The organism is Clostridium beijerinckii (assembly GCF_018223745.1).
In the GTDB taxonomy this organism is placed as follows: Bacteria; Bacillota; Clostridia; order Clostridiales; family Clostridiaceae; genus Clostridium; species Clostridium beijerinckii.
The window spans coordinates 3527489-3543784 of record NZ_CP073653.1 but is presented as its reverse complement, the minus strand read 5'-3'; the positions used below and the strand labels follow the sequence as shown (position 1 = coordinate 3543784).

The window sequence follows — 16296 nt, the reverse complement described above, 5'->3', positions numbered from 1 at the left end:
CTATTGAAGGAGAAGTATTAATGAGTTTTACAGTATTAGGTATTACAGCAGGAAGAAAAGATTCAAATTCAGAAATCTTATTAAAGGAAGCATTACTTGCATGTCAAGAACAAGGTGCAGATGTTAAGATGATTAATTTAAGAGATTATAATATTATGGAATGTTCAGGGTGTACAGCTTGTACACATGGGATGAGTAATGGAAAAAATGTTGGTTGTACATTAAGCAAAAAAGATGATAAGGAAGAAATTATGAAAGTGATGCTAAATGTAGATGCTATAATTGCAACTGCACCAACATATGACTTAATGCCAACAGCAACATTTTCAAAATTTATGCATAGAAATCTAGCATATGAATCAGCATTCTTAGAATTTATTGGTGCAATTGAGCATAAGGATAGAGTTGCAGGTTTAATTGCAGTTGGGGGATCTACTCGTTCTTGGCAGTCAATGGCACTTGAAAGCATGCAGGCTACATGTTTTACAAATGATTTTAAAGTAGTTGATATGTATTTAGCAACAAGAGTTCCAGCACCAAAACAGTGCTTATTATACGATGATATGATAGAACGTGCTCATAAAATGGGTGAAAATATAATGAAATCATTAAATACTCCAGTAGGGGAAAGAACATGGCTTGGAGATGAAGGTATGGGATGGTGTCCACATTGCCATTCAAATGCATTAATTCTTGGAGAAGTGCAATGGGACGGGCTACATTACCCAGTTGAATGTCAAGTTTGTGGTGCTGGTGGAAACTTAGAGAAGACAGAAGACGGAAAATGGAAATTTGTTATCCAAGAAGATGGATTGATTCGTGATCGTACATCTGTTGAAGGCAGAGGACATCATGTAAAGGAGATTATGCATACACAGGGTGGTTTCTATACAGACGAGAATTTGGCAGTTGTTAAGGAAAAATTTGCAAAGTATAAGGAATTAAAGTTCCCTACAATTGAAATCAATAAATAATTAATGTCGTATTACTAGATATATGTAGTTTACAAAGGTTATAACATTAGAAAATGAATGATGTCATTTAATGGCGTTGTTCATTTTTTTATTTCGTAGAAAGTTGCATTAAAGTCAAGTACGGTCTGCTTACATAAATTATAAATAATGCAGATTAAGATAAAATAAAAGAGAAAATGCATTCACATCTTGAAAAAATCATATTAAGTTTTAAGTAGAAATTTATCATATAAATTTTCCTGAACAGGATATTGAATATTATTCATTCTATTCTTTTCATAAATTACTTAAATTATTATACACAGTATTTCGTAAGTTATTCGACAGTTTTTATTAATGTGTCTTATATCCAACAAGCTTTTATAATATTGATGATTGAAATGAGAAATCCATCAAAATATAATATACACATGTCGACAAAACAATGACTATTAACGGAGGATGAATTTATGAGAAAAATATTAAAGCATCGTTTTAGTATATTGCTTATATGGATTATAGCCACAATAGTATTCGTAATTAATCAACCAAATTTTAATGCGGTACTAAGTCAGAAGGGTGGAGCTACTATAAGTGAAAACTCACCATCTGTAGTTGCTCAAGAAATGATAAATAAAATGGGTGATTCTAAAGGAGATTCATTGTTATTAGTATTTAATAGCGATAAGGAACTCTCAGATGATGATCTGAATGATATTGAACAAGGTATAGATAAATTAAATGAAAATAAAGAAAAATTGAAAATAAATGATATTATAGATCCATTCAGTAAGCCTGAAGCAAAAGATCAAATGATATCAAAAGATAATACAACTGTACTTGTATCAATTTCCTTTGATAAAGGTGAAAGAGATAGTAATGCTGTAATACAAGATTTTAATAATGAAATCAAAGATGTTAAGGTAAATCATTATATCACAGGTTCGCTTGCCATAAATAATGATTATCAAAATGAAGTAGCAAAGAGTGTTGATAAAAGTGCTTTAATAACTATAGGGTTTATATTAGTTGTACTAGTGCTTATGTTCCGTTCAGTTGTTACACCTTTAGTAACGCTTCTAGCAGTAGGGGTATCATATGTATCATCAATGGGTATTATAGGTGTGCTAGTTAATAAATTTAATTTTCCTATTACAAGTTTCACTCAAATGTTCATATGTTTAGTACTTTTTGGAATTGGAACAGATTATCATATACTCTTACTTAATAGATTTAAAGAAGAGTTATCTAATGGATTAACTATAGATGAAGCTATTATAAACAGTTATAAAACTTCAGGTAAGACAATATTATATAGCGGCTTAACAGTTTTAATGGCTTTTGCAAGTTTAACTTTTGTACAATTTTCTATATATAGATCAGCTAATGCTGTTGCTATAGGCATAGCTATTCTTTTAGTAGAAATGTTTACTTTTACTCCTATAGCTATGAAATTATTAGGTAGTAAGTTATTTTGGCCTTCTAAACAAGCAAGTGGTCATAAAGAAAGTGGTTTATGGGGAAGAATAACTTCAATGTCAGTTAAGCATCCAGTAGTTTCATTGTTAGTTGTTGCAGCAATACTTACTCCTGTAATAGCACTTAATGCAAATAAATTATCTTTTGATAATATTAAGGATTTAAGTGATTCAAATGAATCTGTAAAAGGCTTTAATATTATTACAGACAAGTTCAGTGCAGGAAAGGTTATGCAGACTACTGTTGTTTTAGAAAGCGATGAACCTTTGGACAATAATGAAGATTTAGCAGTTATAGATAATATTACTGAAAAGCTTAAAGGAGTAAAGGGAATAAAAGAAGTATCAGGACCAACTCAGCCTATGGGAACTATAATAGATAATTTTTATACAAATAAGCAGACAGATACTGTAGTGAATGGATTATCTAGTGCAAATGATGGGATTGGAAAGGTTAAGGATGGATTAAACAAGATGGATAACAGTCTATCAGCTCCAGATTTTTCATCAGTTAAAAATCTATCTGAAGGTACTGGTAATCTTGAAGGTGGAATGGATGCAATAACTAATGGATTAGTAAAAATCAATGATGGAATTGCACAAGGAGCAAATGGTGCAGATAACCTAGCATCAGGTATAGGGCAGCTTAAATCAGGCTTAGCTCAAATAAATGGTGGACTTAATAATATTTCAAGCAAAATCACAGAAATAAACAATGGATATAATACACTTGGAGAAGGATATAAGTCCCTAGAGACATCTATAAGTCAATTAAAGCAGATGTCATCAATGATGCAAGGAAGTATCGCAAAAGTTGATGAAAAATTACCAAATGATCCAGATGTAGCAGCACTTAAAGAGATGATTAACAAATTAGGTTCTTCACTAGATAGCATTACTTCAGCAATGAATACTGCTAATAATAACTACGATAAACTTACTTCAGGCTTGAATCAGGTCAATGATGGTTTAAAAACAGTTATTGCTAGTACAAGTTCAGATTCAGAGTTTGCAAAAGGTATTAATGAACTTGAGAATGGTGCCAAAGCACTTTCTAATGGATTAAAGCAAGGTAGTGCTGGACAAGAACAAGTTATTTCAAGTATGTCGCAACTAAAAAATGGTGCTGATAAAATTAAAACAGGACAAGATTCCTTATACAATGGATTAAATAATCTTAGTGGAGGAATGACAAAACTAAAGGATGGATTAAACGGAAGCAGTAATGGATTGTCTAGTATATCAAATGGAATTGATAAGAGTAACGATTTTTTAAATCAGCTTACTAATACAAAAAGTTTTTATATACCAGATGAAGCTTTTAGTAATTCAGATATAAGTAAAATGTTTGATGCATATATGTCTAAAGATAGAAAAATAGCGAAGTTAACTATAACTTTAGATTCAGAGCCATATTCTGATTCTTCAATTAATCTTATAGATAATATAAGTACTGTAGTTCAAAATAACCTCAGTGGTACAAAGCTTTCTAATGTAAAATATGGAGTTGCAGGGGCAACAGCTAATTCTAATGATTTAAGTAATGTTGCAACACATGATATAACTTTTACTCAAATAATAGTATTAGGAGCTATATTTATATTACTAGTTATTGTAATAAGGTCATTTTGGATTCCAGTTTATATAGTAGGTTCACTTGGAGTGGCTTATTATGCAGCTTTATCATCAACAGCGTTTATATCAAAAATGTTATTTAGCAGTGCAGCAGAAGGGTTGTCTTGGAATGTTCCTTTCTTCTCATTTATAATGATAGCTGCACTTGGTGTTGATTATAGTATATTCTTGATGATGCGTTTTAAGGAATATCCAAATATTTCTGCAAAAGAAGCTATAGTTTTAGCATCAAGAAAAATAGGTGCAGTAGTAATGTCAGCAGCTATTATTTTAGCTGGAACTTTCGCTACTTTATATCCTTCGAATATTGTTATATTAATGGAACTTGCAATAGCTGTTGTTATAGGATTATTCCTATTAGCTTTTGTTTTACTTCCAATAGCAATACCAGCGCTTATGTCACTATCAGAAGATATTTCAAAAAAATCGAATACTAAAATGAAAGAAATTGCACAAGCAATGAAAAATAATAATTATATAGAAGAAATATAGATTTAATCAAAATAAAGGTGCCGAAAAAATTGTGGCACCTTTATTTTTTGCATTACAACAAGTATATACTATATAGATATAGGTATAATTTGATGATTGGAATAGAGAGATTATAAAGATAATATTAAGTTAGAACATTTCTATTATGGTAGCAGCTAAATCTTTAGGTGGAACATTCATATCATCATTAAGCCACTGTTGTACAACTCCAATAAACCCTGAGATTGTATAAGGGATGTAATAATAGGCTTTTGTCTTAGAAAATGAACTGTTTACTGGTAAATTAGCATATTTTATAAAGTTCTTGAATTTTTCTATAAAAGCATAATCTCCATCATGGCCAAGTAATATTTTAAACATATCTGCATTGGTTTTTATGAATTCAAGTAAATAAGTTAAAAATGATAATAAATTATCATAGGAGGCTGTTTCTTCTGAAAATTTGTCATAAGCCTCAGTAAAATCATTGAATAATCCTGTTTCGATTTTTTCTAACATATCATATATATCATTGTAATAAAGATAGAAAGTTGATCTGTTAACATCAGCCAAGTCAGTAAGTTCTTTAACAGTAATCTTATTTATTTTCTTTTCAGACATAAGTTTTGTTAAGGCTTCTATTAAAACTTTCTTAGTTTTTCGTGTACGTCTATCTACTTTATTTTGCTCCATAATAAAAAACCTCCAAGTAAGCAGTTATGATTAGCGCATGTCAAATAAATTAATCATTATATATTAAGTAGTTTGGCTATAATTACATAAAAGTATTAATAAATCCTAATTGAAATAGATAATTGTAATAGAATTGTATAAAGTCAGTGCTTTAAATTGATTATAATTTTAAGTATAATACTTTAAGGAGTACTAAGGTTAAAATAGGATTATCCTAATTTAAAGAAATGGAGAGAAGTAATGACAGATTACCATAAGTTATTAGGCGTAGAAAAGAATGCATCGAAGGAAGAGATAAAAAAAGCCTATGAAATGCAAGTAGAGAAAATGAGAAAAGAAGTGGTTAATGAAAAAAGACTTAATCAATTCTTAAAGATATTTGATGAGGCTTATGAAGCTTTAATCAGCTTAGAGGAAAATCAATCGGTTAAAGAAAATTTAACAGTAGCTATAAATCCAAAAGAAATACAAAAAGAAAAAGATTATAGTAATGAAGATGAAGATTCTAAAAGTAGGCGTAATTCTAGAAGTAAGGCAAAGGGTTCTGGAGGGAAAAGTAATAATCTAAAGAGAAAAGAAACTTCAAGAAATAAAGAGAGAAAAAATAGCTTAAACGATGATAAAGAGGAAAAAGGAAGAAAACAAAGAGCAGCCGAAAAGAAATCGCAAAATGATAGTAAAAAGGCATTTAATTTGATTATGCTGCCATTTAAGATATTAGCGTTTCCATTTATAGTTGTATTATCAGTAATAATAGCAGTATTACAGGTTATAAACATAATTTCATGGATAGCAACTAAAGTATTAATCGTTGGATCTATATCTGTGGGAGCCATACACTTATATCAGGTTAAAATGGGACAAGCGATAAATTATAATATATTAATTTTGGCTGGTGCAGTATTATTAGCATCATTTTTCTTACCATACATCTTAAAGTTATTATTAAAAGTTTTACAAACCATAAATGATGTATTAAAAGGCTTTGTTTTTTAGGATACATAAAGGAGTTATTAAATGAAATACTATTTAGCGCCCATGGAGGGAATTACTGAATATATATATAGAAATTCTTATGAAAAGTTTTTTGGAAATGTGGATAAATACTTTACACCTTTTATTGTTCCAAATGAAAGTAGAAGTCTTAAGACTAAGGAGCTTGTAGATGTCTTGCCTGAAAATAATAAAGGCATGAATATAGTACCTCAAATACTTACTAACGATGCAGAAGGCTTCATTAATACTTCTAGAAAGTTGCAACAATTAGGGTATAGCGAAGTTAACTTAAATTTAGGATGTCCTGCTAAGGCTGTTGTTTCAAAGAGCAGGGGCTCAGGATTTTTGGCAAAAAGGAAAGAACTAGATTCATTTCTAGAGGAAATATTCAAGATGGATGATATTAAGATTTCTATAAAAACTAGAATAGGAAAAGATAATCCAGAAGAATTTTATGAGCTAATAAAAATTTACAATAAATATCCTTTGGAAGAGTTAATTATTCATCCTAGAACACAAAAAGATTTTTATGGAAATAAACCTAATTTAAATGTATTTAGAGATGCCTTATCACTAAGTAATAACCCAGTATGCTACAATGGAGATATTTTCACAATTAATGATTATAATAAATTAGTAGCGGATTTTCCTGAGGTAAATACAGTAATGCTAGGAAGAGGCATACTTGCTAATCCAGGGTTGATTAGCATAATAAAAAATGATATTAATACAAGCAAAAATATATTAAAAGATTTCCATGATGAAATTTTAAATAGATATATAGAGGTGTTTCCAGAAGATGTATATGCAATAAATAGAATGAAAGAACTATTTGGATATATGATTTACATATTTTCAGATAATAAAGAATACGCTAAAAAAATAAGAAGTGCACAAAAGTTAAGCGATTATACTGAAGCTGTGCAAAGTTTATTTACAGAGCAAGAAATTATAAAAGAAGCTGGATTGTTTTATAATAAGCAATAAAAAATAAGACCTGATTTTAATAGTAATATTGAAATCAGGTCTATTTAATTGGGCAGAAAATTAAAAGATATTCTAAAATAGATACGTATATAGTATTGATATTTAATCTGAAATTTATTCAAAACATATATTGACAATTAAGGATTACAGTTGTATTCTAATTGTAGATTACAATTGTAATACAAAAAAGAGGAGTGAAAGTTATGGGAGAAATACCTAAGATATCTGAGGCAGAATGGGAAGTTATGAAAATTGTCTGGACAGATTCACCACGCACATCAAATCAAATTATTGAGGCATTAGAAGATACAAAAGATTGGAAGCCTAAAACAATAAAGACATTAATAAGCAGACTAGTTAGCAAAAATGCACTTGGATTTAAAGAAGAAGGTAGAAAATACTTATATTATCCAATTGTAAATGAAAATGAATGCATACGTGCAGAGAATCAAACGTTCTTAAGTAAAGTTTATAATGGAGCTATTAAAAATATGCTAGTAAGTTTTATAAAAGAAAGTGATTTAAGCAAAGAAGATATAGATGATCTTAAAAGGATATTAGACGAGAGGAATAAGTAGTGTATGTACGAGTATTTTAATTATCTTGATCAGCTATTTAAAATAATATTTCAAACATCTATTACTGGTAGCATATTGATTTGTTTAATTTTAATTTTTAGAAGATTTTACAAAGAGAGAATAGGTATAAAGTTTCAGTATGCATTATGGTTTTTAGTAATACTGCGTTTAACCATATTTAAGCTTCCTGAGAGCACTTTAAGCATGTTTAATCTTATAAATAAATTAGGAAAAAATATATTGCTATTAATTCCTAATAAGGAAGTACATTTTGGAAGTATGTTAGAAAAGGGTAGCGGCCAATCTAGTTCTATGTCTAATCATGATGTTATCCTAGGAACTATAAATTCCATTGATTTTAGCAATAACGAAATTAATGGGTATAGTTTATCAAGTTTAACTATATTGAGTTTTATATGGCTTATGGGAGCAGTGTTTATATTCACATATATCCTATTTGCATATAAAAAACTAAGAAATAAAATAAGTAGCGAGTCCATACAAAATAACATAGAATTTTTAGATGTTTTAAAATATTGCCAAAATAAAATGAAAATTAAAAGAGATATACTGCTAGTTGAGACTTCTAGCGTAAAGACGCCAGCACTACTGGGTTACTTTAATCCAATGATTCTAATTCCAAAGGATATTCATAAGATAATATCTGTTGATAAATTAAGATATGTATTTCTTCATGAATTATCTCACTTTAAACGTAAAGATATAGCTATAAACTGGATAATAATTTTTTTAAAGACTATTTATTGGTTTAATCCAATTATTCATTATGGTCTTAGAAAGATGAAAGAGGATATGGAAATATGCTGTGATTCACTTGCACTTTCTTATACGGAAGATGAAGAAGTTGCGGAATATGGATTTACAATCATAAATTTAATAGAACATTTTTCAAAGTCAGTTCATTTAGTTGGGGCAACTTCCATAGTAAATAATAAATCTGAAGTAAAAAGGAGAATTGTTATGATAAAAGTTTTTAATAAAAAGGCCTATAGATTTTCTGCAATGGCAGTTGCATCTCTACTTGTAATTAGCGGTATTGCACTTACTGATGCAAAAGCATCTGCAAATATAAATGGAGCAAGTAATGCAGTAAATGTAGATAAAATTGATTATGCTTTTGTTAATGATCCTAATATAATAGGTGAGTGGCAAGGTGTAGATTTTGTTGAAAACATAGAAGATTTCAATGTAAATGATAAGAAATTCAAAGGTGATCTATATGTTAAAGAATTAAATTTTACAGAAGATGGGAAGGTAGCAAGAACTGTATTTACATGGACTAAGGATCACATTCTTAATGATGCTGACAAAACTGACAGTAGTTATGTAATCAAAGATATTGATGGTTCAACTTATATGTTCTTTCAATGGAAGAGCGGGGATTATACAATTAGAGGAGAGAAACCTTGCTATTACGTATTGAAAAAAGTTAGTTCTACACCATCACTCAATACTAATATGTCTGGTAATGAAGTTGAAACGAGAGCTGATAAAGTTGACTATCCTTTTATTAATGATCCTGAAGTAATTGGAAAATGGGATAGCGTTGACTTTGTGGAAGATATAAATAACTTTAATCCAGAGAAAAAGTCATGGAATGGAGATTTATATTTAAATAATTTAATCTTTGATGAAAATGGTAAAATAGAGAATAAAAATATAACTTGGACAAAAGACCTAGTCTTAAATACTAGTGATAAAACTGCTTCTAAATATATAATAAAAGAAATAAACGGTTCAAAGTATATGTTCTTTGAATGGAAAAATGGTGATTATATAGAAAGAGGAGCAACTCCTTGGTACTATGTTTTGAAGCAAGCTAAATAATAAAACAGAATAACTTTAAAAAAATAGCCGTTCGTATAGATATCCAAATATAAAATTAGATTTATGTGGTAACTTACCGAAATCATAAATATTTTGTTCCGAAAAGCTATGAAAATATCACTGAAGATTCTAAGTTGCAGATTTCACCACTTTAGCATGCTCCCGCTTTCAGCGTGACAAGCTAAAGTGGAACAATCTACAACTAAGAATCTTAGCAGCTCATTTTCAAATGTTTTCTACACAAATATATTTATGATTTCTAATTAAGATAACCAATTATATATAGTGAATATGGAAATATGTTCACATAATAAGTCTAAATTTAATGTTGTTCATCTATAGAGTGGCTATTTTTTATGTAAAGATTTCTTACCATTTACAATAGAAAAATGTAGTATCATATTATTAGAATTTATGGAAAAGTTACAGGAACGGAAGAGCAAGAGAGTATTATGGAAAAGATTTAGCGGTTTTTTAAAATTCATGGGAACATTTTTGTTTTCTACCCCATCTAATGATTGTAATACTTAGCTAGGTAGTATAAATTAAGGAGGAAAAAGATGGAGTTGATATCATTTTTTGATTATAGGAAAAAGTCAACAGTATCTAAAGCCAAGAAAGGCGACAAAGAAGCTTTTTTAGCTCTTATAGATGAAAATAGATTAAATATTTACAGAGTAGCCAGAGGGATTTTAAAGGATACAGTGGATATTGAAGATGCGATTCAAAATACAATAATAAAATCATTTCAAAAGATAAATTCTCTGAAACAAGATGAGTACTTTAGAACTTGGTTGATTAAAATTTTAATTAATGAATGTACACAAATATTAAGAAAAGGTAAGAGAGTTACTTATTTATCTGAAAATAGCGATACAGAGATCTATAATGATAGTTATGAAAATATTGATTTGACAAAGGCTATAAATTCATTAAGCGAAGAGTTAAGAGTGACAACAGTACTATTTTATTTTGAGGATATGAGTACTAAAGATATTGCAAAATTGCTGAAAATTTCAGATGGAACAGTTAGATCTAGACTCACAAGGGCAAGAACAAAACTTAGAGAAATAATGGGCGAGGTGGAGATATGATAGAATTAAATGATGATTTATTTGATGATAAAATAAGGAAAAAGCTAAAGGATGAAATTAATTATGTACCAAATGATATTAATAAAAAGATTGATAGTACACTTAGCAAAATAAATAAGAAAAGATTTACTATAAAGAAAGCTTGCTGCATATTGGTAAGCTGTATAGGGGTAACACTATTACTTGGAATGGCCATGCCAACATATGCAAGCAATATTCCTATTATAGGGAATATATTTAAAATGTTTAGCAACAAAACCTATGAAAATTATGATGAATATGCTTCTGATTTAAACATAACTAAGGAAAGTAGCGGCTTAAAGATGACTATTGATAAAGTGGTATACGATGAAGTTCAATTATCAATATTCTATACTATTGAAAGTGAAAAGGAAATACAAGATACTCCAAGATTTCCAGGAGCAAAATTAAGAATAAATGGAAAGGAAACGACTTTTAGTGCAGGTGGAACAGGAAAGTTTATGAATGATAATAAAACCTTTGTTGGTTCTATAGAGTACAATGTGTTAAAACATAATTCAATGTCTAAGGAGTTTCAAAATGAACATTTCTTGGGTGGATATGTAGAGATACCAGATAAATTTATATTAAATTTAGATATAGATGAAATAGGACTAGAGAATCCTATTAAAGGAACTTGGAACTTTAATATTCCTGTAAGTAGTGAAAAGGTTAATGGGAAAGTGAATGAAAAGGAGTGTGATATAGATTTAAGTAATATAGTTAGTGGATATCATATAAACAAAATTATTACAACACCACTAAATACAGTGATACAAGGAACACGTATGGATGATAAAGAAAATGCTGATAGATTATCTTTTGCTGTATTTGATAATAAAGGAAGATATATTAAAAACAAGTCAGAAGAGGCAGTAGGTGATAAAGATGGAAATTATATAATGTATTTCAGTAATGGTTTTAAAGAAATCTATGATGATACTGATTACCTAACATTTATACCATGGAAATATAAAAATAATGATAGCCATGAAACTGAGAATAATATTACTGAAAAACTAAATTTAAAAGGAGAAACAAAGTTATATTCCAGTGATGGAAAAGAATATATGACTATTACTAAAGTGAATATTGAAGATGGAAAAACAAAGATTTATTATAAATCAAGATATGGAGTTAATGCAGCCCCGATTGAAATAGTAGATAATAAAACTGGTGAAAATATAATTTCATTTAGTGATGATTATAATTTTGAAGAACAAAAAGAAGCTACTACTTATAATGCAGATACTGATGAGTATGCAATTACTTGTGATAAAGAAATTAAAGATGGAGACTATTCTGTTAAAACTATAGATAAATCAAAATCTATTGAAGTTTATGGTGATGAAAAATTCACAATAAAAATTAAATAGTAGATTATATATATTGGAAAAATAATTCTTTATGATAATTCTAAAAATATTTCTAGAATTTTAGATGTAATAGTAAATTTCGAAATGCGCATTGTGAATTGTGCATTGTGAATTGTGCATTGAAACCATATTTTTGAAGGTGTCTCTTAAGTTTATAGAAGAGGCACCTCCATTTTTTTTTAGATAAAGCATTTAGGATTACGATAGATAATACCTATTTTATTTTAATAAAATATTAAAATAATTGGACTCTTTATAGTAAATCATTTAAAATTGATATAAGAAAATATAGGTTTATTTTTATTAGTGTTTATTTTAGGGCTTACTTAAGTATAGAAGAAAATTACATAAATTTTTGATACTAATAAAAACCTATTAGACTATTTATATAAAACAATTTGGGGAGGAAACTTGATGAATTTACAAATTAAAGAGCTATTAGAAAAAAGAATACTAGTACTAGATGGGGCTATGGGGACTTGTATTCAAAATTATAAATTAGAGGAAAAAGATTATAGGGGCAATCTAAACATCTCTTGTAATCAAAAGGGAAATAATGATATTTTAAATCTCACTAATCCTAATATAATAAGAGAAATTCATGAAGCTTATTTGGAGTCTGGTGCAGATATAATTGAAACTAACACATTTAATAGTACGAGTATATCTCAAAAAGACTACGAAATGGAAGATAAAATATATGAACTTAATTTTGAAGGTGCAAAGCTTGCAAAAGAAGCTGCAGATAAATTTACAGCAGAAAATCCAAATAAACCGCGTTTTGTAGCAGGATCACTTGGACCTACAAATAAAACTGCATCTTTATCACCTGATGTTGAAAATCCAGGTTATAGAAATATAAGTTTTGATGAATTAGTTGAGGCTTATAAAGAACAAGTTTTAGGGCTTATAGATGGAGGAGTAGATTTAATTCTCATAGAAACAATTTTTGATGCATTAAATGCAAGAGCTGCTCTTATGGGAGCAAAGCAAGGATTTCAAGAAAAAGGCAAGAACTTACCTGTAATAATTTCTGGAACTATTGCAGATAAAAGTGGAAGAATTCTTTCAGGTCAGACTTTAGAAGCTTTTGCAAATACTATGGTAGATGAAAGTATAATTGCAATAGGTCTTAATTGTTCCTTTGGAGCAAAAGATTTGATACCATTTGTAAAATATCTTTCAAGAACTCAAAATAGATACATAAGTGTTTACCCTAATGCAGGACTTCCAAATTCCTTTGGGGAATATGATGAAAAGCCAGAAGAAACTGCAGCTTTAATAAAAAGTTTAGCAGAGGACGGATGTCTTAATATTGTAGGTGGATGTTGTGGTACAACACCAGATCATATAAAAGCAGTAAGTGAAGCTATAAAAGATATTTCACCTAGAAAGATACCAGACATTGAAACTGAAACAGTTTATTGTGGTTTAGAAGCTCTTAGAGCAAATAAGGAAAATAACTTTATTAATATTGGTGAAAGAACAAACGTAGCAGGTTCAGCAAAATTTGCAAGATTAATTAGAGAAAAGAATTATGAAGAAGCTTTATCTATAGCTAAAGATCAAGTTGAAAATGGAGCACAAATAGTTGATATTAACTTTGACGATGCTCTCTTAGATGCAAAAGAAGAGATGGATAAATTCTTAAAGCTTTTAGCAAGTGAGCCTGAAATTTCAAAGGTTCCAGTAATGATTGATTCTTCTAAGTTTGATGTTCTTGTAACTGGACTTAAAGCCATTCAAGGAAAACCAATTGTAAATTCCATAAGTCTTAAGGTAGGAGAAGAAGAATTTAAGAGACAGGCGTCCATTATAAGAGATTTTGGAGCAGCTGTTGTAGTTATGGCTTTTGATGAAAATGGGCAGGCAGATTCTTATGAAAAGAAGATAAGTATTTGTAAAAGAGCTTATGATATTTTAGTAAATGAAGTTAATTTCCCTCCACAAAATATAGTATTTGACCCTAATATCTTAACAATTGCTACAGGAATAGAAGAGCATAATAATTATGCGGTAGATTTTATTAATGCAACTAAATGGATAAAAGAGAATTTACCTTATGCAAAAGTAAGTGGTGGTGTAAGTAATCTTTCATTTGCATTTAGAGGTAATAATGTAATAAGAGAAGCTATGCACTCAGTATTTTTATATCATGCAATAAAAAATGGAATGGATATGGGGATCGTAAACCCTGGAATGATACAAATTTATGATGAAATTGATAAAGGCTTACTTGAAAAAGTAGAGGCGGTTATTTTTAATAAAAGCGAAAATGCAGCAGATGAGCTTTTAGAATTTGCAGCAACCTATAATAAAGTAGATAATAAAGCTGAAGAAAATAAGGAAGCTTGGAGAAATGAAAATGTCAAAGAGAGATTAAAGACTGCCCTTGTAAAAGGTATAGATAAATATATTAAAGAAGACGTAGAAGAGGTAAGAACAGAATATAGTAAATCCTTAGAAGTAATAGAAGGACCTCTTATGGATGGAATGAATGAAGTTGGTAAGCTTTTTGGTGATGGTAAGATGTTCTTACCTCAGGTTGTAAAAAGTGCTAGAGTTATGAAAAAGGCTGTAGAAGTTTTAAGACCATATTTAGAAGAGGAAAAAAGTAGCAGTGGAAGCATTAGTGCTGGAAAAGTAGTTTTTGCAACTGTAAAAGGTGATGTTCATGATATAGGTAAAAATATTGTGTCAGTAGTGCTTTCTTGTAATAACTTTGAAGTTATAGATCTTGGGGTAATGGTTCCTACTGAAATTATTTTAGAGACAGCTAAGAAAGAAAATGCAGATATTATTGCTTTAAGCGGCCTTATAACTCCATCTTTAGAAGAAATGTCAAATGTGGCAGAAGAAATGGAAAAGCAAGGATTTAAAATTCCACTTATGGTTGGCGGAGCTACAACATCAAAGGCTCACACAGCAATTAAAATTGCACCTAAGTATTCTGGTGGAGTAATTCATACAACTGATGCGTCAAAAGCTGTTGAAGCTGCTAAACTTCTTTTAAATAAGGATAAAAAAGCAGAATATCTTAATAAGATAGAATCAGAATATGAAACTTTAAGAGAAACATTTAACAAAGTACCTAGAAAATTTGTCACTTTAGATTATGCAAGGGAAAATAATTTCAAGAAAGAATGGGATAAAGAGCAAATCGAGAAGCCTAAAATGTTAGGTATAAAGAAATTTATTGATTTTCCTATAGGGAAATTAAGAAAATATATAGATTGGAGCTTTTTCTTCATCGCTTGGGATATGGGAATGACATATCCACAAATCCTTGAAGATGCAAAATACGGTGAAGAGGCTAAGAAATTATTAGCTGATGCTGAAAAAATGCTTGATAAAATGGAGAGTGAAAATATTTTAAAAGCAAATGCAGCCTTTGGTCTCTTCGAAGCTAATTCTGTAGGCGATAATATTGAAGTCTATAATGATTCTGAAATGATTAACTTTAATCTTTTAAGGCAGCAAGAAGTGAAAAAAGATAATACATATATGTGCTTATCTGATTTCATAGCTCCTAAAGATACTGGAATAAAGGATTATATAGGTGCTTTCATAACAACAGGTGGGATAGGTGCAAAAGAATACGCAGATAAGCTTAAAGCCTCTGGTGATGATTATGGTGCAACAATGGTTATTTTACTTGCAGATAGACTTGCAGAAGCCTTTGCAGAATATGTTCATGAAAAAGTGAGAAAAGAATCTTGGGCATATTCGCCAGATGAAAATTTATCCATCGAAGAAATATTTAAAGGTAAATATAGAGGAATAAGGCCTGCAATAGGATATCCTTCACTTAGAGATCATTCAGAAAAAGTTAAATTATTTAACTTGCTTGATAAAGAAGGAGAACTTAATGTAAAACTTACTGAAAGCTATATGATGTCACCTACTGCAAGTACCTGTGGTCTTTACTTTGGAAATAAAGATGCTAAATACTTTGACATTAATAAAATAAATCATGATCAGTTTGATGATTATGCTCAAAGGAATGGCAGAGATAAAGGTGAGCTTAAAAAGCTTATGTATACAATTATAGATTGATATATTAAAAATTACACTCATTTAGATTAATTGATTAATAGATGTAGGTAAGTAATGAGAAATCCTGCTAGCAGGTTTTGATATCTTTCTCTTACAACAAAAAGACCCAC

At 29.5% G+C, this 16296-nt stretch carries 10 protein-coding genes; 9 read left to right on the top strand and 1 reads right to left on the bottom strand.

From position 1 onward, the window contains the following. The first annotated feature begins 20 nt into the window (after positions 1-20). Positions 21-974 carry a flavodoxin family protein gene (locus KEC93_RS15865; protein ID WP_077867792.1) on the top strand — a complete coding sequence of 318 codons (954 nt, stop codon included), beginning with the start codon at positions 21-23 and terminating at the stop codon, positions 972-974. A gap of 449 nt (positions 975-1423) precedes the next feature. After that, the gene (locus KEC93_RS15860; protein WP_077867791.1) at positions 1424-4558 is read left to right on the top strand and encodes an MMPL family transporter; all 3135 of its coding nucleotides are present in this window, start codon (positions 1424-1426) and stop codon (positions 4556-4558) included. Positions 4559-4687: 129 nt separating this feature from the next. On the opposite strand, the gene KEC93_RS15855 is transcribed toward KEC93_RS15860, so the two are convergent. Then, entirely contained in the window at positions 4688-5230 is a 543-nt protein-coding gene (locus KEC93_RS15855; RefSeq protein ID WP_077867790.1) for a TetR/AcrR family transcriptional regulator, read from the bottom strand. 240 nt (positions 5231-5470) lie between these two features. Between KEC93_RS15855 and KEC93_RS15850 the strand changes: the two genes are divergently transcribed. The 7 genes from KEC93_RS15850 to metH all read left to right on the top strand — a co-directional run bounded on the left by KEC93_RS15850 (position 5471) and on the right by metH (position 16186). Continuing rightward, positions 5471-6226: a molecular chaperone DnaJ gene (locus KEC93_RS15850; protein WP_077867789.1), complete on the top strand. Its 756-nt coding sequence runs from the start codon at positions 5471-5473 to the stop codon at positions 6224-6226. A 21-nt stretch (positions 6227-6247) separates the two neighbouring features. Beyond that, positions 6248-7213 (top strand): tRNA dihydrouridine synthase, encoded by a 966-nt coding sequence (locus tag KEC93_RS15845; protein ID WP_077867788.1) that lies wholly within the window; start codon positions 6248-6250, stop codon positions 7211-7213. Between the two features lie 203 nt (positions 7214-7416). After that, positions 7417-7791, top strand: a complete 375-nt coding sequence (locus KEC93_RS15840; RefSeq protein WP_009170362.1) for a CopY/TcrY family copper transport repressor — start codon at positions 7417-7419, stop codon at positions 7789-7791. 3 nt (positions 7792-7794) lie between these two features. After that, positions 7795-9639, top strand: coding sequence for a M56 family metallopeptidase (locus KEC93_RS15835; RefSeq protein WP_077867787.1), 1845 nt, complete (start codon positions 7795-7797; stop codon positions 9637-9639). 560 nt (positions 9640-10199) lie between these two features. Continuing rightward, positions 10200-10733, top strand: a complete 534-nt coding sequence (locus KEC93_RS15830; protein ID WP_017213135.1) for an RNA polymerase sigma factor — start codon at positions 10200-10202, stop codon at positions 10731-10733. Then, on the top strand, positions 10730-12130 hold the full coding sequence (locus KEC93_RS15825; RefSeq protein WP_077867786.1) for a DUF4179 domain-containing protein: 1401 nt from the start codon (positions 10730-10732) through the stop codon (positions 12128-12130). Before KEC93_RS15830 ends, KEC93_RS15825 begins: the two co-directional genes overlap by 4 nt. A gap of 414 nt (positions 12131-12544) precedes the next feature. Beyond that, the gene (gene metH, locus KEC93_RS15820; RefSeq protein WP_077867785.1) at positions 12545-16186 is read left to right on the top strand and encodes a methionine synthase; all 3642 of its coding nucleotides are present in this window, start codon (positions 12545-12547) and stop codon (positions 16184-16186) included. Positions 16187-16296: the final 110 nt, after the last annotated feature.